At 67.0% G+C, this 19129-nt stretch carries 17 protein-coding genes; 3 read left to right on the top strand and 14 right to left on the bottom strand.

The features are described from left to right. The 3 genes from Rhe02_RS40635 to dapE all read right to left on the bottom strand — a co-directional run. On the bottom strand, positions 1–2249 hold a 2249-nt coding region (locus tag Rhe02_RS40635; RefSeq protein WP_203913837.1), incomplete at its 3' end, for an ATP-dependent helicase. After that, a complete protein-coding gene (locus tag Rhe02_RS40630) occupies positions 2246–3010 on the bottom strand; it encodes an LOG family protein (RefSeq protein WP_203913836.1) in 765 nt (254 codons plus the stop codon). The genes Rhe02_RS40635 and Rhe02_RS40630, both read right to left, overlap by 4 nt. A gap of 264 nt (positions 3011–3274) precedes the next feature. Further along, the gene (gene dapE / locus Rhe02_RS40625; RefSeq protein WP_203913835.1) at positions 3275–4345 is read right to left on the bottom strand and encodes a succinyl-diaminopimelate desuccinylase; all 1071 of its coding nucleotides are present in this window, start codon (positions 4343–4345) and stop codon (positions 3275–3277) included. Between the two features lie 18 nt (positions 4346–4363). Between dapE and Rhe02_RS40620 the strand changes: the two genes are divergently transcribed. Continuing rightward, the gene (locus Rhe02_RS40620; RefSeq protein WP_203913834.1) at positions 4364–5287 is read left to right on the top strand and encodes a DapH/DapD/GlmU-related protein; all 924 of its coding nucleotides are present in this window, start codon (positions 4364–4366) and stop codon (positions 5285–5287) included. 6 nt (positions 5288–5293) lie between these two features. On the opposite strand, the gene Rhe02_RS40615 is transcribed toward Rhe02_RS40620, so the two are convergent. From Rhe02_RS40615 to fdxA, 4 genes are read right to left on the bottom strand one after another with little or no spacing between them, the layout of a single operon-like run. Beyond that, complete coding sequence (locus tag Rhe02_RS40615; RefSeq protein ID WP_203913833.1) at positions 5294–6007, bottom strand: HNH endonuclease family protein; 714 nt, start codon at positions 6005–6007, stop codon at positions 5294–5296. A 2-nt stretch (positions 6008–6009) separates the two neighbouring features. After that, positions 6010–7152 (bottom strand): AAA family ATPase, encoded by a 1143-nt coding sequence (locus Rhe02_RS40610; RefSeq protein ID WP_203913832.1) that lies wholly within the window; start codon positions 7150–7152, stop codon positions 6010–6012. A 9-nt stretch (positions 7153–7161) separates the two neighbouring features. Beyond that, a complete protein-coding gene (gene dapC / locus Rhe02_RS40605) occupies positions 7162–8229 on the bottom strand; it encodes a succinyldiaminopimelate transaminase (RefSeq protein WP_239124369.1) in 1068 nt (355 codons plus the stop codon). Beyond that, complete coding sequence (gene fdxA, locus Rhe02_RS40600; protein ID WP_239124368.1) at positions 8226–8552, bottom strand: ferredoxin; 327 nt, start codon at positions 8550–8552, stop codon at positions 8226–8228. The genes dapC and fdxA overlap by 4 nt, the downstream gene beginning before the upstream one ends. Before the next feature lie 66 nt (positions 8553–8618). Here fdxA and Rhe02_RS40595 point away from each other — a divergent pair, with 66 nt between their 5' ends. Beyond that, entirely contained in the window at positions 8619–9524 is a 906-nt protein-coding gene (locus Rhe02_RS40595; RefSeq protein ID WP_203913830.1) for a GNAT family N-acetyltransferase, read from the top strand. Here the strand turns inward: Rhe02_RS40595 and Rhe02_RS40590 are convergent. The 5 genes from Rhe02_RS40590 to mshB all read right to left on the bottom strand — a co-directional run bounded on the left by Rhe02_RS40590 (position 9506) and on the right by mshB (position 14355). Further along, positions 9506–9985 (bottom strand): hypothetical protein, encoded by a 480-nt coding sequence (locus Rhe02_RS40590; protein ID WP_203913829.1) that lies wholly within the window; start codon positions 9983–9985, stop codon positions 9506–9508. The genes Rhe02_RS40595 and Rhe02_RS40590 overlap by 19 nt on opposite strands. Positions 9986–10000: 15 nt before the next feature. After that, positions 10001–11674, bottom strand: coding sequence for a VanW family protein (locus Rhe02_RS40585; protein WP_203913828.1), 1674 nt, complete (start codon positions 11672–11674; stop codon positions 10001–10003). Between the two features lie 320 nt (positions 11675–11994). Next, positions 11995–13095, bottom strand: a complete 1101-nt coding sequence (locus Rhe02_RS40580) for an LPXTG cell wall anchor domain-containing protein (RefSeq protein ID WP_203913827.1) — start codon at positions 13093–13095, stop codon at positions 11995–11997. Between the two features lie 59 nt (positions 13096–13154). Further along, the gene (locus Rhe02_RS40575; RefSeq protein WP_203913826.1) at positions 13155–13520 is read right to left on the bottom strand and encodes a hypothetical protein; all 366 of its coding nucleotides are present in this window, start codon (positions 13518–13520) and stop codon (positions 13155–13157) included. Next, complete coding sequence (mshB, locus tag Rhe02_RS40570; RefSeq protein WP_203913825.1) at positions 13507–14355, bottom strand: N-acetyl-1-D-myo-inositol-2-amino-2-deoxy-alpha-D-glucopyranoside deacetylase; 849 nt, start codon at positions 14353–14355, stop codon at positions 13507–13509. The genes Rhe02_RS40575 and mshB overlap by 14 nt, the downstream gene beginning before the upstream one ends. An 88-nt stretch (positions 14356–14443) precedes the next feature. Between mshB and Rhe02_RS40565 the strand changes: the two genes are divergently transcribed. After that, positions 14444–16150, top strand: a complete 1707-nt coding sequence (locus Rhe02_RS40565; RefSeq protein WP_239124367.1) for a S9 family peptidase — start codon at positions 14444–14446, stop codon at positions 16148–16150. 52 nt (positions 16151–16202) lie between these two features. Here Rhe02_RS40565 and Rhe02_RS40560 read toward each other — a convergent pair whose 3' ends face one another. Together Rhe02_RS40560 and Rhe02_RS40555 are read right to left on the bottom strand one after the other, a co-directional pair. After that, complete coding sequence (locus Rhe02_RS40560; protein ID WP_203913824.1) at positions 16203–17951, bottom strand: ABC transporter substrate-binding protein; 1749 nt, start codon at positions 17949–17951, stop codon at positions 16203–16205. Positions 17952–18139: 188 nt separating this feature from the next. Next, positions 18140–19129, bottom strand: coding sequence for an ABC transporter permease (locus Rhe02_RS40555; RefSeq protein WP_203913823.1), 990 nt, complete (start codon positions 19127–19129; stop codon positions 18140–18142).

Raw genomic sequence — 19129 nt, 5'->3', positions numbered from 1 at the left:
CCAGTGCCGCTCAGGCCAGTGCCGCTCAGGCCAGTGCCGCTCAGGCCAGTGCCGCTCAGGCCAGTGCCGCTCGGGCCAGTGCCGCTCGGGCCGGTGCCGCCACCCGCACCTCCGCTTGGGCCGGGGCCGGGGCCGGGTGGGCCGACGGTCGGTGGTGGGGTTGGGTCTGCTGGTGGTGGGTCGGCGGCTTGGCGGAGAAGCTCGTGGAGGAAGCGGCTTGGCCGCTCCTCGCCATCTGCGCCGCCCACCGCGCTCGAGTCGACCGCGGTGGCGATGACGCAGCGGCGGGCTCGGGTGGTCGCTACGTGGAACAGGCGGCGCTCCTCGCGCAACAGCGCCGTGGTCTGAGCCACCCGTTGCGCCACCGCGCCCGGAGCCGCGCGCTGCGACACCTCGTCGACCAGCTGCTCGGACCCGAGGAGGCTGCCGCGCAAGCGAAGGTCGGGCCAGACCCCCTCCTGGACACCGGAGACCATCACCAATTCCCACTCCTGGCCCTTGGCCGCGTGGGCGGTCAGCAACCGCACGGCCTCACCCCGGTCACCGCTGCCCGCGAGCGAGTCGGCCGGAAGTTGTTGGGCGGCAACATGTTCGAGGAAGGTGTCGACCCGTGCGCCGGGAAGCCGATCGGTGAAGCGGGCGGCGGCGTCGAAGAGCACCATGATGGCATCGAGATCGCGATCGGCGGTCTCAGCCCGGCGTTGTTGGTCAACGCCGATCGAGGGACGTGTGGCCAGCGCGGCCCACCGCTCGGCCAGCCCGCTTTCTCGCCACACCGCCCAGAGCACCTCTTCGGCGCTGCCGGACGCGGTCTCCCTCGCCACCGCAAGCAGTTTCGCCACCCGGGCGGCAGGCTCGGCCCATCGCCTTTCCAGCGCCACCAGCTCGGCCGGATCGTTCAAGGCCGAGACGATCAGCTCGCCGGAGGAGTATTCCGGGCCGGCCAGAGCCCGCAAGCCTTGGCGCAGCTTGCGTTCGGCGAGTGGGTCGGCGCCGCCCAGCGGGGAGTGAAGCAGTGCGACGGCGTTCTCCTCGGTCAGCTGCGCGGGGTCGAGGGCGCAGCGCAGCAGGAGGAGGAAAGGTTTCACCGCGGGCTGCAGATGGACCGGAAGATCCTCGGCGTGCACCAGTGTCGGAATGCCGGCCTGGCGCAGCGCCCGCTCGTAGGTGGCCAGCTGGTTGCTTGCCGAACGCATGATGACCGCCATGCCCGACCAGGGCACGCCCTCGGCGAGGTGGGCCTGGCGCAAGCGCTGCGCCACATAGGCGGCCTCGCTTGCCCTGCTGCGCAACGCATAGGCCTCGACCCGGGGCCGGCCACGATGCCGGATGCCCAGCTCGACCATGGCCGCGCCGGGGAAGACATCGGGAAAGGTGCGCATGATGGTGGGATCGGCGCCCCGGAACGCGAACGTGGACGAGTCGGCGTCGCCGAAGGCGATCAGCGCCTTGCCGGTCGCCACCCGTTGCAGCAGCTCGATTTGCGCGGGGTCGGTGTCGGCCAGCTCGTCGACATAGAGGAACTCCACCCGGTCTTGCTCGGAGCGCAGCAGGCCCGGCTCGGTGTCGAGCAGATAGGTGGCCGCCCGGACCAGCTCGGCCGGGTCATAGCCCGCCGAGCCCCGGGTTGAGGCGTCGCGCAACGCCATGACCTGCTCGTATTCGCGCATGAACCGGGCCGCGGCGACCCAGTCGTCGCGCGTCGACCACAGCGGATCGTCGGCGGTCACCCCACGCTCGGCGGCGCGCAGGAACAGATCGCGCAACTGCTCGGCGAAGGCGCGGGTGCCAAGAGCCGGCGCAAGATGGTGTGGCCACCCGGCGTCGCCGGGCAGCAGCTCGCGAATGACAAGGTCTTGCTCGGGCGCGGTCAGCAGCCGAGGTGGCGGGTCACCGAGCAGCGTGGAGGCCCGCCGCAGCAGACCGAAGGCGTAGCCAGGAAACGTGCGCACCAAAGGCTCGGAGGTGACGTTTTCCCGGCTGACCCGAGCCTCGAGGCGCTCGCGTAGCTCTTGCGCGCCACGCCGCCCGAAGGTAAGCACCAGGATGCGCTGCGGGTCAACCCCCTGCGCCACCCGCTGCGCCACAGCCTCGATCAGGGTGCTGGTCTTGCCCGAGCCGGCCGCCCCGCGCACCAGCAGCGGGCCGCGCACGTGCGCAATCACCTGCCGCTGCACCGGGTCAGGGGTCAGCGGCGGGTGATCGCGGGCCCCGGCCCGGACCAACCTCCACTGACGGCCGCTCGTCATGGCGCCATTTCACCACGAGGGGGCGACAGGTCCGACTCCAAAATGTGCTTCACAGCTTCGTTCACGTCGTCGGTCACCAGCAGCATCTCCAGGTCTTCCAGCGAGATCATGCCGCGGGTGGCCATCGTGGTGCGCATCCATTCCAGCAGGCCAGACCAGTAGCCGACGCCCATCAGCACCACCGGGAAACGCGTCACCTTGCCGGTTTGGACCAGGGTCAGCGCCTCGAACAGCTCGTCCATGGTGCCGAACCCGCCCGGCAGGACGACGAACGCCTGCGCATATTTGACAAACATGGTCTTGCGCGCGAAGAAGTAGCGAAAGTCGATGCCCACATCGACCCACTCGTTGACGCTCTGTTCAAAGGGAAGCTCAATGCCCAGCCCGACCGACAGGCCACCGCCTTCGGTGCAGCCTCTGTTCGCGGCCTCCATCACGCCCGGCCCGCCGCCGGTGATGACCGCGTAGCCCGCTTTGGCCAGAGCGTGGCCGAGCCGGCGAGCCAGGTCGCACTCGGCCGAATCGGGGGCGCTTCGCGCAGAGCCGAAAACGCTCACCGCCGGGGGGAGATCACTGAGCGTATCGAAACCCTCGACGAACTCGCTGAGAATGCGCAGCGTGCGCCAGGCGTCCCGAACCTTCCAATCCGGACGTCCGGCCGAGTCGAGAAGGGCCTGGTCTGCGGTTCCTGACGAGACAGCCTCGCGGCGCAGGGTCACCGGCCCGCGGTGCCGCTCAGGCCTTCGGTCGCTATGCGTCATGCCCATAACCCTAGCCTCGCAGGATCGTTTGGCCGGACAAGCCGCCGTACAGCTAACTCACATGAAAATGTCGCAACCTCGAGAGAAGCTGAGGCGTCATACAAGCAGCATCGACCACTAATGGGGCAAGTGGAGGGGGCGATCACTGTGACTAACCGTTCTGACCTTCATCGTCAGCGCCAAGCTATGCGCCAGCGCATCCGCGCCCTGGTGACCGCCCGTCGCATCGCGGTTGCCACCGCGCTCGCCGAGGCCGAGTCCGTTTCATCCGACGAGCCAACGTCCTAGCACCTGCGCGCCGGCCTCGATCTTTTCAATCTCCACGTGCTCCTCGCGAGTGTGCGCGAGGTTCGGATCGCCCGGCCCGTAGTTCAGCGCCGGGATCCCAAGCGCCGCAAAGCGAGACACGTCGGTCCAGCCGAGTTTGGCCCTGGGCGCGGTGCCTACTGCTGCGATGAAACCCTTCGCGGCGGCCGCGCCCAGGCCCGGCATGGCAGCCGGGGCTGAATCGGCGATTTCTATCTCGTACCCGTCGAATACCTCGGAAAGGTGGGCAGTTGCCTGCTCCACGCTCCGATCTGGAGCGAAACGGAAGTTGACCTCGATCTCGCACAGGTCAGGGACCACGTTGCCGGCCACGCCGCCCTTTATCCTCACCGCGTTGAGCCCCTCCCGGAACAGGCAGCCGTCGATCTCCACCTCGCGCGCCTGGTAGGCGGCCAGGCGGGAGAGCACCTCACCCGCCGCGTGGATCGCGTTGACCCCGAGCCAGGAGCGCGCCGAGTGGGCCCGCCGCCCGGTGAGCCGGATCCTGGCCCGCATGGTGCCCTGGCACCCCGCCTCGACAATCCCGAACGTCGGCTCCAGCAACACGGCGAAGTCGGCCTGCAACAGCTCAGGATGGGTCGCGGCAACCTTGTTCAGGCCGTTGAACTCGTGCTCGATCTCCTCGCAATCGTAGAAGAAGTAGGTCACGTCGTACTTCGGCTCGGGTGCGGTCACGGCGAAGTGCAGCGCCAGCGCGGTGCCTGCCTTCATGTCCGCCGAGCCACAGCCCCAGATCCGCTGAGCGTCCACTGTGGACGGAAAGTTGTCCGCGATCGGCACGGTGTCAAGGTGTCCGGCCAGCACGACACGCTGCCCTCGCCCGAGATCGGTACGCGCGATCAAGGTGTTGCCCATCCGCTGCACACTCAGATGCGGCAATGGCGCGAGCACCGCCTCGACGGCGTCGGCGATCTCCTTCTCGTTGCGGGAGACCGACTCGATGTCGACCAGGGCCCGGGTGAGCGCGACCGGATCGGCCAGCACCTGCGGCGTAAGCGGAGAACTCATGCCGGTAGCCTACTTTCCATGCGTCTTGACCAGCCCGCCTGGGGCTCCGGCCTCGCGACCGTCCATGAATCACAGCTGCTCGATGTCTGGTACCCACACCTTGGCCTTGGAAACCCGGAAACCGGCCACCCGCCGCTGAAGACGGCCGAGCCGGCCCTGCCCGGGCTGCGCGTGGAACCGATCGAGACGATCATCGACTCTCTCGCCCAGCCGCCGGCGAGCACCGCGGACGCCTATCTTCGGCTGCACCTGCTCTCCCACCGGCTGATCCAGCCGCACCAGGCCAACCTCGACGGCGTGTTCGGCTTGCTGGCCAACGTCGCCTGGACCAGCGCCGGGCCGTGCCCGCCGGAACGAGTCGACGAGCTGCGCCTCATCGAACGCGCCGCCGGCCGCCACCTTGCCGTCTACGGCGTCGACAAGTTCCCCCGCATGACCGACTATGTCGTCCCCTCCGGGGTAAGGATCGCCGACGCCGACCGGGTGCGGCTGGGCGCGCATCTGGCCTCCGGCACGACGGTGATGCAGAAGGGTTTCGTCAACTTCAACGCCGGCACCCTGGGCACCTCGATGGTCGAGGGCAGCATCTCCTCGGGCGTCGTCGTGGGCGAGGGTTCGGACATCGGCGCGGGCGCCTCCATCATGGGCACCCTCTCCGGCGGCGGTCAGATCGTCATCTCGGTGGGCGAGCGCAGCCTCGTCGGCGCGAACGCCGGCATCGGCATAGCCCTGGGCAACGACTGCGTCGTCGAGGCCGGCTGCTACGTCACCTCGGGCTCGAAGGTCACCCTGGTCGAGACCGGCGAGATCGTCAAAGCCAGCGCGCTGTCCGGTGTGGACAATGTGTTGTTCCTGCGCAACTCCGTGACCGGCGCCCTGGAAGCCCGCCCGCGCAGCGGCACCGGCATCACCCTCAACGCCGCCCTGCACGCCAACGATTAGAGGGCTCTACATTTCCTGAAGCTCGGGGTCGCGGAGGATTTCCAGCAGGTCCGGCTCGGTGGCGAAAAGGTGCTGAGCACCGGGGGCCACCGCGTACCGGATCATCGCCTGGTAGACGTCGGCCAGCGGCTGCATGCGTATGGTGCGGATCTGGCGGATGCGCTCGGCTCGGTCGCCGGCGAACCATTGGCGCAGGGCTTGCCCGATAACGGCTCTCGCGTGCTGACGCCCGGCGACCAGGACGGCACGGTTCAGGCCCAGCACCGCGATGGTTTCGGTGCCTTTGCGGGTGCGGGCCCTGTACTCGCCCGCGGACAGGCTCAACACCAGGTGGTCGAAAGGATCCTCGATGGTCGGGTCGATCAGCAGGGCCTGCCCTTCCTCATCGACCGGGAACCGGCTGCCCTTCTGGCTGCTGTTGCAGAACGAGCAGGCCAGCAGATGGTTGAGCCAGTCGAAGGTGCGCACCGGGTTGCGAGCGATGGGCTCGAAATGGTCGACGCTGGTGCCTTCGCTGTCACCGCAGTACATGCAGCGCTGGTATCCCGGCGCCATCCGGTTGAGCGTCTCACGCAGCTCGCGTCGCGGCTGGCGGCTGCGGTTCCACAGGTCGCGTGCGTGTTTGCGGGCGTCGGCGCCGTGGCCGACGAGGACGCTGGTGAGCAGGTTGAGCTGGTCCGCCAGCGGAACTGCCAGAGGAAGCCGTCGGATGTAGATCATCGCTATCGGCGCCGCAGCCTGGCCGCGATCTCCGCCGCTCGCGCGGTTGGCGAGCTGACGAGCAGCTCCTGCAGCTCCCTGTACCTGGCCAGCTGCACCTCGCTGGCATCCCCGTCAAGCACCCGCACCTCCAGCTCGACCAGCTCCTGGCGCAGCCGCCGAGCCCTTGGCGGATAAGCACTTTCGAGCCCGAACAGCTCGGAGAGCGCCACGTCCTCGGCGCTGCCGTGCACGACCCGCTCGTAGAGGTCGCCGTCGACCACCCGCGGCGGGCCGGACAGGGAGAGGAGACCACCGGGCGTGGCCGCTTGGCAGACGTAGGGACTGTTGGTGCTGACGATGAATTGCAGGCCGGGAAAGTGGGCGAGCAGCCAGCCGCCGATCCACTGCTGCCACTCGAGCGTGAGGTGGGCCTCCACCTCGTCCAGCAGCACCACGCCGGTCGCGGTTTCGGCGGTCAGGCCCGCGGCGTGCAGCTGGCGCACCAGGTCGAGGACGAGCGCGATGAGGTTGCGGTAGCCATCTCCCAGATCGCGCAATGCGAGCCGCACCCCGGCTCGGGTCACCCAGAGGCCCTCCGAGTCGGCTTCGACGGTGTGGTCCTCGGGCAGCAGGCCATCGCGGATAAGCGAAACCGCGGCCGAAGTCACGGTTTCGGAGAGCGTGGAGTCGGCGCGGAAAAGGCCGGCCAGGCGTGGCTGCGGGCGTGCGGCCGCGGCAGCGGGACGCCGATAGGCGCCGTAGCCCACGGCGAACCATCCGACCGGGTTCTCCTGCCACGGCCCGCTGCGCCCGACGTTGCTGTCGACTGACACCCCCGAAGCGGTGACCACGAGGTCGGCGAAGATGTGCCCCTCGGGCGTTGCCGATCCGCGCGCGAACCTGTCCTGCTCCCCCGGCACCAGGTCGACTTCGATGCCGCCGCGCTCCTTGCCCGCGCTGACCCAGGCCGCGCCGGTGACGAAGGCAGGCGCGAAGGAGGGCCCGCCGATGGCCAGCGCGATGGACTGCAGGAGGGTGGTGCGGCCGGAGCCGTTCGGTCCGATCAGGACACACCAGCCCGGCGCGGCAGGAAGGTTGAGGCCTACCTTCCGGGCGTCGTGGAACCCCCGGATGTTCTCGACCTTCACCTTCGCGACATACATGTCCCCAGATTAAGCCAACCTGTCCGCCGCGGCTTCGACCCTTTCGTCGCTGGCAGTGAGCGCCACCCGGACGTGGCGATGCCCGGCCGGGCCGTAGAAGGTGCCCGGGGCGACCAGGATGCCGCGCTGGGCGAACCAGTCGACGGTCTCCCAGCAGTCTTCGCCGCGGGTGGCCCAGAAGTAGAGCCCCGCCTCGGAATGCTCGACCTGAAAGCCGGCCTTGGTCAGCGCGGCCAGCAGGATTTCGCGGCGCGCGCCATAGCGGGCGCGCTGGGCGTCCACATGCGACTCGTCGCCGAGCGCCGCGATCATCGCCGCCTGTACCGGCGCGGGTATGATCATCCCGGTGTGTTTGCGAACCGCGAGCAGCTCTTGGATCAGAGCCGGGTCCCCGGCCACGAACCCCGCCCTGTACCCGGCAAGGTTGGAGCGCTTGGAAAGCGAATGCAGCGCGAGCACGCCCGTGTAGTCGCCCTCGCACAGGGAGAGCACGGAAACCGGCTCCTTTGTCCAAGGCAGACTCAGATAGCACTCGTCGCTGGCCACGATGGCACCGCGCTCCCGCGCCCAGCGCAGGATCTCGGCCAGCCGCGAAGGCGCCAGCACCTCGCCGGTCGGGTTCGACGGCGAATTGATCCAGACCAGCCGGGGGTCGCCGGAAAGCGTGCGAAGAACGGTGGCGCCCACCAGGCGAGCGCCCACCTCGTAGGTCGGGTAGCAGACCTCAGGGAGGACGACGGTGTCCCCCGGCCCCAACCCGAGCAGCGTGGGCAGCCACGCCACCAGCTCCTTGGACCCGATCGACGGCAACACCCCGAAGCCCGGGGCCGCCGCGCAGGCGCGGGTGACCCAGGCGGTGATGGCCGCCCGCAGGGCAGGCGTGCCCGAGGTGAGCGGGTAGCCCGGCGCATCAGCAGCCTGTGCCAGGGCGCGTTGCACCACCTCGGGTACTGAATCGACGGGCGTGCCCATCGACAGGTCGACTAAGCCGTCGGCGTGTGCGGCCGCCTTTGCCTTGGCCGGCTCCAGCAGATCCCAGGGGAAGTCTGGCAGGCCGGCCGAAACGAGCTGGCTCAGTGCTCTGTTTCCTTCGGAGGAAGGGCCGCCACGAAAGCCGCGTCCGCGTCGATCTTGCCGACCTTCGAAGCGCCGCCAGGCGAGCCGAGGTCGTCGAAGAAGCGATAGTTCGCGTCTGTGAAGTCCTTCCACTGCTCCGGCACGTCATCTTCGTAGAAGATGGCCTCAACCGGACAGACGGGCTCACAGGCCCCACAGTCCACGCATTCATCCGGGTGGATGTAGAGCATCCGGTTGCCCTCATAAATGCAGTCGACCGGGCACTCTTCTATGCAGGCCTTGTCCAGCAAGTCCACGCACGGCTCGGCGATGATGTAGGTCACGGGTCGTCCTTCCACGCGTTTATACGAGGTGCAGCCTAGTATCCCGGTGCGGGAGGTGGGTACTCAGTGTTGGATAACCGTGATCTGGGTTCTCGGGTGGTCGTACGCAGGCGGGTCGGCACCCGCTTCACGGACATTCTGGGCGAGTTGACCGAGCTTTCCGAGACACATCTCACGGTCGCGACCTTACGAGGCAAGATTCGCGTTCCACTCGATGAGGTCCATCGAAGTAAGCGTATCCCCGATCTCGCCGGGTTGGAGCGCGCTGCCGCACAGGCGATGCCGGCCGTGGTCGTCAAACAGCTGGGCGAGTGGCAGCTGCGCGCGTCTGAGGGGTTCACCGGCCGGGCCAATAGCGCGCTGCCGCTGGGCGACCCGGGTCTGCCGTTCTCGGAGGCGGTCGCCGCGGTGGTCGCCTTCTACGACCAGCACGGGCTTCCCGCGCAGTTCGACGTTCCGCTGCCGCTGGGCCGGCCGGTCGCGCGGCGGCTGACCGACCTTGGCTGGGCGCCGGGTCAGAGCGTGCTGGTGCGGGCCATCGACCTTCCCGATCTGGTGGCGGCCACCCCAGCCGGTGCCGAGTTCACCCTCGCCGACAGGCCGAGCGAGCAGATGCTCGAAATGATCAAGGGCAGGCGTGGGGTGTTGCCGGCCGCCGCGGCCCACGTGCTCACCGCTGTGCCTCAGCTAGCTTTTGCTGGGTACCAAGAAAGCGGCGTTTTGCTTGGCATGGCACGCGGCACGGTCACGAGCCGTTGGCTGGGGCTCACCTTCATCGAGACGGCCGAAGTCGCACGCCGCCGCGGGCTGGCCCGATCGGCCATCGGCGCGCTGGCGCGGTGGGCGCAGGAGCTGGGGGCGACGCGTGCGTTCCTTCAGGTTTCGGACAACAACACGGCAGCCCTAGCTCTCTACGACTCGCTCGGCTTCCGCGCGCACCACTGGTACACGCGCTACACGCGCCGCGGCTGAGCCTTAGCGCGATCGACGTAGGCCTTCAGCTGGCGCGACTTGTAGTCGGCGGTGAAGGAGATGAGCCCGACATAGCCGAGGAACACCCCGCCGATGGCCATGCCTGCCCACAGCCAGATCTGCGCGAAGAAGGCACCGGCACCGCCCTTGAACGGGGACTCCCCGATGATCAGCGGCCCGACGAAGATTGCCAGCACGCAGCTGATGACACCGGCGAAGCCGAGCTCGGTGCAGACCTTCCACATGGTGCGCTTGCGGCCCCAGTAGAGCGTGAGCCCGAAGTACACGAGGAAGATCGTGCCCAGCGTGATGAACCCGGCCAGCGACTGCCTGTCCTCCAGCACCTGCTGGTTCTCCGATTTGATCAACTTGGCGGCCACCACCCGGCCAGCGACATTGATCGCGAAGAGGACGAGGGCGACGATGCCGACCTCCCGCCACCGCAGGATGAAATCTTTCATTGAAACTCCTAAGTCCTACTGGGACTTTGGCGTCCCACAGGTCACGCGTGGTTCAGCATCGTAGCGCCACGAGAACTTCTCCCGCTGCACCTCTTTACCCTCCTTGTGGAAGATCCGCCAGGCGTCCTGGGCGAAGCCCTTGCCACCCTCTCGGGCTATACAGCCCGGACCGGCGGGGACGGTGACCGTCTCAGGTTCTTCCCAGTTTCGCTTGGCGCCCCACTCGGTGGTGACGCTGTCATACACCTTGGTCGACCACATGCTGATCGTCAATGAGTCTTCGGTGTAAGACGTATCGATGAGGATCCCGTAGGGCGTGTTGTTCCGGAACTTCAGGTCCAGGTTCGGATAGAAGATCGTTGACTCGATGACCGACGGGTAGGTCGAGAAGTAGATGGTGTGCGGCTGGTGCTCCACATCCTCAAGCCCCGCATAGTAGGCGGCGTTGAACAGGGTGGTGGTGAACTGCGACATGCCACCGCCCACACCCGGGGTCAGCTTGCCGTTCATGATGATCGGGGCGTCCTGGTATCCCTCGGCGTAACCGCGGGGGCCGGTGTAACCGTTGAGGGAGAAGGTTTCTCCGGGCTTGACCAGCGCGCCGTCGACCTTCTTGGCGCCGGTGATGATGTTGATGCTGCGCGGCGAGCTGAGGCCACCGGAGAACGAGGTGGTGAACGTCGACACCTGCTCCTTGATGCCCAGCGCGGCGAGTTCGGCCGTGGTGGTCGCGGCCTCGACCGGCTTGATCGCCGCGGACACCTCCCGCGGGCTCGGCTTGGCCAGCACCGGCAGCAGATCGGTGGCCAGCGCGGCGGTGTCGAGCAGGGTGCCGGCCGAGCTGGCGACGATCTGGCCGTCGCCCACGGTGGCGTTGCGGGGATGCACCTCCACCTTGTCCAATTCGGACTTCAACGCCGCCCGCAGAGCCGCCTCGTCCACGTGCGGGGTCAGCTTTCCCGACTCGTCGGAGGTGATGACCAGGCTCGCCGCGATCTGCTGCGGGGTCGCGGTCAGCGGGCCTTTCTCGGTCTGGATGGTCACCGGCCCGGCCACGGCCGGCAGCGCCAGCTCGGCCATCATCGCGTCCACGTCGGCCGCGGTGCTCACCGGAACGATGTCGGCGATCGGCACGACCGCTTCGGTTTCGTGGAGCCAGGCGTTGCGCACGGCTTCAGCCGCCCGTTGCGCGTCCAGCCCGCGCCCGGTCACCGGGTAGATCGGCTTGGGTGTGGTGCCTTCGAAGGTGATGCCGGGAAGGGTGGCGGGAGTGCTGATCGCGTCCGCGGTCGGCTTGAGTGCCGCCACCAGACGCTTGGCGTCCACGGAGACCACCGGCCGAACCTCTGCGCGGCCGAACAGCGCCGTGATCGGGTTCGGCCAAACCTTGGCCGCCTTGCCCACGGTGGCGTCGACATCCACGGCCAGGCCGACATCCTCCGGCTGGATGGTGGCCACCTTGCCTTCGATCTTGACGGTCATCGGGTGAGCCAGGTCCCCGGCCCGCTTCGCGAGGCCTTCGTTGAGGGCTCGCTTGGCACCCGCCTTGGACTTCCCGCCGATCTCGATGCCGAGCACAGTCACGTGGTGGGGGACATCGGGGTAGGCCGCGTAGGCGGCGGCCGCACCGCCCAGGGTGAACACCAGCGCCGCGCTGATTCCAGCGGCCAGCCAACTCCATCGTCGCATAGATCGCTAGATTAGCCGGATATGCCCGACACGCCCATTTTGATGAGATGAAGCGCACTTTGGCGCGCCCGCCGCATAAGCGGCTGCGGCGCCCAGGGGTGGGCCGGGGGCTTGGGTCGGGGGCCGGGGGCTTGGGTCGGGGCCGGGGGCCGGGGGCTTGGGTCGGGGGCCGGGGGCCGGGGGCTTGGGTCAGGGCCGCGCCGTCAAGCAGGCGCGGGGAAGCCGGGCCTGCGGCCCTCGGGCGGCGACTGGGTGAGCCAGAAATAGACACGGGCCCCGGCGTGAACCGGGGCCCGCATTCAGGGGTGAGTCAGGGTTGATCAGGCAACCGTGGCCCGGCGACGGCGCGAGAGCAGGAGCAGCGCGCCACCTCCGATAACAGCAGCCCCACCGATACCGGCGATCAGACTGATCTGAACACCGGTCACCGGGAGACCGCCACCCTGGCCGCCGTCCTTCTTGGCGACATAGGCAGCGAACTCGTCGGAGTTGTCGGTCACGTCACGGTCGGCGTTGTTGACCGAAGCGCGGTTGGTCGGCGCAGCCGCCGCGGCACGTGCCTCGGGAGCCACCTGCACGTCCACCACGACGACCTTGCCGCCGCCCAGGACGACCGGGCCGGCCACGCTCTCGTCGATCTTGACGTCGAACCAGAACTTGTCGAAGTCGTCGGCCTCGAGCACGCTGCCGAAGTAGTTGCAAGTGGTCTCGGTGTCGCCGGTCTCGTAGTCGCAGTCAGGCTCGCTGCCGACAAACGTGACGTGCTCCGGCAACTTGATCCAGATCTTCTGGTTCGCCGAGGTCACCGAGCCCTGGTTGCCGACCCACATGATGAACTCGGTCTGCGCACCCGGCTGCACGGCCTGGCCGTGCTGGACCTCGTGGCTGGCGTTGGTGACATAGATGTCCTCAGCGTCGGCGACCAGGTCGACGCCAACGGTCTTGCTGAGCTCAATGACCGCGGACTTGGAGTTGTTGTCGGTGTTCTCGTCCTGGTCGTGCGAAACGGTCACCTTGAGGGTGCCCACCTCGCCCGTGGCGTCGCCAATGCGCTTGATGGTGTACCAGTTGTCCCAGGTCTCACCGGCGTCGATGGTGCCGGTGTACTCGCAGTCCCAAACCTTGGCGACCTCGGTGCAGTCACCGCCATCGAACTCGAAAGTCACCTTGGTGGCGTCAAGACCGGAAGCATCCAGCTTGAAACCCACATTGGTCGCAGCCTGCGGACCATTGTTGGTGACAGTGAACGAACCCGACTTCTCGGTTGCGCCGCCAGCGAGGGTCACACCCTGCAGCTGCACATCGAGGTCGGAGGTCGTGTCGGCGGCGAAGGCCGCCGGAGCCGCGAACGCCGATGCGGCAAAGAACACGGCTGCAGTTGCCCCGGCGCGCCGAAGCGAACGCCCAAAGCGCATATCCATAAAGGGTTTCTCCCCGTAGGTGATCGGGTTTTCAGTAGAAGCGCAACCTACCGCACCCGCTAAAACGGCGCTCGCCTGTCATCAGAGCGGGGACGTAACGCTACGGCAACGAAAAAAGTCAGTGCTCCAGCCGCGAAAGTCGCCAATCCAGTGACCGAGTTGGCGATCTGATCACCCTCGCTCGTGCCGCCTACCAGGGCAATCATCGTCGCAGACCAGGCGAGGGCAGGGATCCAAGGCGCCCACGATCTATCCACAGTAGAGTGTGCAAACCAGACCAGGAAAGCATTGCCTGCAATGGCAGCTACCACCGGATAGACCCAAAATCCTGGCGTGGCGGTCGCCTCAAGCACAGCCGACCCGACGGCCATCAGCACCGAAAGCACGATGCCGAATAGCCGCAAAAGTAAATCAAAGACCCGCAAACAGATCTTCTTCCCAGTTGTACGGGCCGTTCGAGGGACCGCGCTCGCCGACGGCCAGCGTGAAATACTCCACGCCCATGAACTCTTGGCCGAAATTGCCCGCAATCGAGTAGAGCCAAGAGGTTTCGGGGATCTGGGTGGCATGTGCCTTCAGCGCGGCCACCTTCGCGTCGTGATGGTCCGAGCCGTCGATGCATGCCGCGATGTCTTCATCCGGTGTACCGAAAGGGAACTCGCTGATATCGGTGACGTCGCCGAACGGGTTGTTCTCCGACTCGGCGAAGGCTTCTATCCCGGCCTTCAGCACGCTCAGCGGCATCGCCGTCCAGTAGATCTTCTTGGGCGCGTCCTCGCCGGCCAGCTCCGCGGCGCGCATCGCCACCCGGTGCGCCTGGATGTGGTCGGGGTGGCCGTAGAAGCCGTTGGCGTCGTAGGTCACCATCACCTGGGGCCTGGTCTCGCGCATGATCTCCACCAGGAAGGCGGCCGCCTCGTCGAGATCGGCGCCCCAGAACGCCCGCGGGTGCTCGTTGGCCGGCGTGCCCATCATCCCCGAGTCGCGATATTTTCCAGGCCCGCCAAGGAAACGGACGTCCGCGACGCCGAGCGCCGCGCAGGCGGCCCGAAGCTCGGTGAACCGGTAGCCACCGAGCTGGTCGGCCTGTGCCGCTTCCAGCTGGGCCAGCGCCGGAACGTGGATCTCGCCCTCCTCGCCCAGGGTGCACGTCACCAGCGTCACGTGGGCGCCGCTGGCCGCGTAGTGAGCCATGGTCGCGCCGGTGCCGATCGACTCGTCGTCGGGGTGAGCGTGAACGAACAGGATGCTGCGAGCCATTCCGTCACTCTAGCCCGTTTGGCCACGTAGGCCCTCGCTGCGCCGATACGATCCGGCTCATGGGGGCTTTCGTTGCTAGGAGCTGGCGTTGACCGCGGCTGAGGTCGCCGTCAGCGCCGACGGGATGCGTGTGTGGCATCTGCGCGGTGGTGAACTGCGCGTCTGTGACGTGCCCAGCGGGCAGGTCACGCTGCTGGGTGTGGGCGTCGAGGAGTACGCGGCCGACCGTACCGGCCGGGTGGTCACGTGGCTGGCCGATGGTGTGCTGCACCGCCGGGAAGCGGGCGGTTCGGTGAGCAAGCTCGCCACCGCGGGCCAGGCCCACTCCGCCAAACCCGACCCGACCGGAAGGCGCATCGCCTACCTGGCCGGGGACACCATCCGCGTGGTCCGCGAAGACGGCTCAGACGAGCTGATGGCCGGTGAGGAGGCGGTGCGCTGGGGGGCGCTCGACGACTCCGGCACCTACTTCGGCCGCGACGCCGGTTGGTGGTGGGCCCCGGACGGCGAGACGATCCTCGCCGCCCGTGTGCACCACGACCAGGTTTCGCTGCACCTGCTCGACCTCGATGGCGGGTGGGTCGACGTGCACTGGGACAGGGAGATCTACCCGTACCTCGGCATCGTCTCGTGGGCCGACGGCAGTCCCCTGATCACCGTCCTGCGCCGCTCCCAATCGCACGGCCTGATCCTCGCGGTCGACCGCCGTACGGGTGAGACGCAGGTGCACGCCGAGCTGGCCGATCCCCGATGGGTCAACCCGATCCCGGGCACGCCGAAGCATCTGGCCGACGGCCGGGTCCTGGTCGGCGGCGAGATAGCCCACGACGGCTATGACGCGCGCTGCCTTTTCGCCGATGGCACCCTGCTTACCCCGCCCAGCCTTTATGTGCGCAGAGTTGTTGGGCGGCTTGGGCCGCGCGCGGCTGGGGGCGAGCTGGGCGATCTGCTGGTCGAGGCGAGCGAAGCGGAGCCGGCCGAGCAGCACCTCTACCGGGTCAGGGGCGCGTCCAGCGGCGCGATGGTGGTGCACCGGCTGACCACCGCGCCCGGCTGGCACACCGCGGCCTGTGCGGGGGACACCGTGGTGACCGGCTTCCGTTCGTGGAGCCAGGACACGACGCAGTGGGTTGTCCTGCACGCGGGTTCCGAGGTGGCCGAGATAACCGGCCACGTCCCGGGTCCCAACGCGCTGCCGACCGTGGACAGGGTCACCGATCGCAAGCTGCCCTCGGCCGTGCTCTACCCACCCGGCCACGTCTTCGGGCGGCGGCTGCCGGTGCTGCTCCTGCTCCCCAGCGATCCGACCCAGCAGCAGGTGCGGGCGGACAACCAGTGCTTTGCCTTCGCGCGCCACTGGACTGCGGCCGGTTACGCCGTCGTCCTCATCGACGGGCGCGGAACCCTAGGCGTGTCACCGGGTTTCGAGAAGGTCACGCATCGGCGGCTGGCGGATATCGCGCTGGCCGACCAGATTGACGGCCTGCGCGCCTCCGCCGACAAACACCCGGATCTCGATCTGCGAAGGGTCGCCGCGATGGGCGAGGGTTACGGCGGCTGGCTGGCGCTCGCGCTCGCCTCGCGCCGCCCGGACGCCGTTCAGGCGGCGGTGGCCGTGACCCCCTGGGACTGGGCCGAAATCCCGGTTCCGGTGGCGGAGCGCTATCTGGGGCCACGCGAAAGCGAAAGCGAGGTCTATGCGCGCCACGAGCTTGGGCCGGTACCCGAAACAACAATCACGATGTCCAAAGTGGACAACGAAACGGCGCAGGCCTTTCTCAGAGCCGTGATATAGAAAGCAACAGGCCCGGGTGCTGAGCACCCGGGCCTGTCTATTGCTGGTTACTTCACTTGAGGTGGACGTTCACGAACGCCACCGTGCCGAGCACGTCACTCTCGAACAGACCGCCCACCTTCGAGCCGTAGACGAGGTAGTCACGGTCGAACGTCAGCGGAACGCAGGGAGCGAACTCGGTCATGAGCTTCTTGTCCAGAGCGGCCCACGCCTTCGCGGCGGCGGCGGAGTCCGGCAGCGCGTTGATGCGGTCGAACTCCTTGTTCACGTCGTCGTTGTTGAAGTACGGGTAGTCCTGGTTGTTGGCGTCCTTGATGGTGCGGCCATCCCAGAGAACCGGCAGCGTGCTCGCGCCCGACGGCCAGTCAGCCGCCCAGCCGCTCACGTACAGGTCCCACGGGTTGTTCTTCTCACCGATCTTGTCAAGGAACGAGTCGGCCGGGGTCGCCACCAGCGTGATCTTGAAGCCGGCCTTCTCCAGACCGGTCTTGATCGCCACCGCCTGGGTCTGCGCGTCCGGGTCGTCACCGTGTGCGAGCACCAGCTCGGGGGTGGCGCCACCGAGGAGCTCCTTGGCCTTGGTCGGGTTGCCCGTCGGGCCGCCCGGGTAGGCGTCGTAGGCCTCGTAACCGATGGTCAGCGGCGACAGCAGCGTGGTGCCCGGCGTGCCGAGCTTGTCGCCACCGAGCGACTTGATGTAGGCGTCACGGTCGATGGCCCAGTTCAGAGCCTGGCGAACCTTGAGGTCCTTCACCCGCTGGTTGTTGATCCACATGTAGAACATGAACGGCGTGATCTCAGAGATGATCCGGTTCTGCAGAGCCGCGTTGGACGCGATCGAGGAAACCTGCGCCGGGTCGATGCCGGAGGTGAACGCGAACTGGTCGTCGCCGACGTCAGCGATGAGACGCTGGGTCACGGTGGCGGTCGCGATGCCGAGCTTCACGTGGAACTTGTCCGGGTAAGCGTGACGGATCGGGTCCGTGTTCGGGTCCCAGTTGGTGTTGCGCTCAAGGATGATCTCAGAGCCCTTGGTGAACTTGGTGATCTTGTAAGGGCCGGTCGAGACCGGGGCAAGGTCGTAGTTCGTGCCGGTGTCCTTGGCCTTCGGCACCGGAACGCCGAAGGGCAGGTTGAAGGCGTAGGGAACCTCGCAGTGCGCCTTCTTGAAGTCGAACTTCACCGTGTAGTCGTCGACAACGGTGATACCGGGGGCAAGCTTGTCCTTGTTCTCCGGCTTGGCGTGGTCGAAAACGCTGGTGTACTGCGGGGTGTCCGCGAGCCACTCCATCATGTAAGTGGGTCCACCGACGAGGGCGTCGTTGAACATACGAGTCACACCGTAGGCGATGTCAGCCGCCTTCACCTCGGTGCCGTCCTCGTACTTGATGCCCTTCTTGATCTTGTATTCCCAGGTCTTGCAGTCGCCCTTGACGTCCTTGCCGGTGTCTTCGGCGAGGTCACCCACGAGGAGCAGCTTGTTGTTGCCCAGGTCCTTGAAGGTGGTCAGCGTGCGGTAGTACAGCTGGCCGAGGGCCATCGCCGTCACCGAGTACTGGCGGCTGGGGTCAAGGTGCGAGAAGTCGTTGCGGCGCAGGATGTAGGCCGTGCCGCCCTTCTTCGCGCCAGCGATCTCCGGCGCGGGGCCCTTCGAGTCCGCTGGGTCTTTCGAAATACCACCCTCCTGGGTGGACTTGGAAGGCGTGGCACTGTTGCCGTTGTCTTCCACCTTCGTGCAGGCACTCATACCAACGACGACCGTCATTGCCGTGAGTGCCACCATTGCGAACCTGCGTCGCATAGGTGAAACCTCCAGATTGCTAAGTGTGCTTACCTTTACCCTTCGCATTGGCTGTTACGGCCGCACAACGCGAATGTCTCTATTTGGTGACAATAACTTTCAGGTCTTGACTTACGTATCGAAGGAAAGCTTCGCCTACCCCGCGTCATAAGCCCCGGGGCACAGATTGGGTTTCGGGTGTTTGTCGGTTAGCTCAGCTTCACCCGCGGATCGATTACGGCGTAAAGCACATCGACGATAATGACGAAACCGACCACGAACACCGCCGAGATGAGCACGGTGGCCATCACCACCGCCAGGTCACCGGACCGGGCCGCGGCAACCGCAAGCGAGCCAACGCCGTTGACGCTCGTGGTGGTCTCGGTGATGACGGCGCCGCCGAGCAGAGTTCCGATTTCCAGCCCGCCCTGGGTCACCATCGGTGTCAGCGCGGCACGCAGCGCGTGCTTGCCGTAAACCTTGCGCATCGACAAACCCTTGGCGCGAGCCGTACGAACGAAATCCTCCGACAGGGTTTCGAGCATCTGCGCCCGCGACAGCCGGGTATGGATGGCCATGCTCACGAAGCCCAGGGCCACCCAGCCCATCCATAGTCCGGACGCCCATTTCAAGGGATCCTCGGTGAGCGGGGTATAGCTGGGTGGAGGCGAAATCCTGAGTGTGACAAGGAAGATGAAGACGAGGATGAACCCGATGGTGAAGATCTGACTGGAGGCGCCGACGAGGGAAAGTCCCACCGCGAACTTGTCCATCGCCCGCCCGCGTTTCAGCGCCGCCAGCACTCCTAAGCCGATCCCGAACGTCAGGTACAGGATGAAGGCGGGAATGATGAGGCTCAACGTAATCGGGTAGGTGCGCTTGAGCGCGTCGGTCACCAGCTCCCCCTGCTCGAAGGAGTACCCGAGACAGGGCGCTTCGCAGAACTTCCCACCCGCGATGGCGGAAAGGTCACGTCCGACGAAGATGCCCTTCATGTAGTCGCCGTACTGGTTCACCAACGGCTCGTCCAGGCCGAGCGTGTGCTTCACCCGCTCGTACTTGGTGGTGTCACAGCTCTTGCCGCACAAGGCAAGCGCAGGATCGGCCGGCAGGGCGAAGAACATGGAGAAGGTGACAACGCTGGTGACGATCAGAACCGAGACCGCCCGCAACAGTCGCATCACGACAAACCGCAGCAT

Source organism: Rhizocola hellebori, from assembly GCF_016862955.1.
GTDB lineage: Bacteria > Actinomycetota > Actinomycetes > Mycobacteriales > Micromonosporaceae > Rhizocola > Rhizocola hellebori.
Note: the sequence above shows the minus strand (reverse complement) of the source record. Positions and strands in the feature narration are given on the sequence as shown.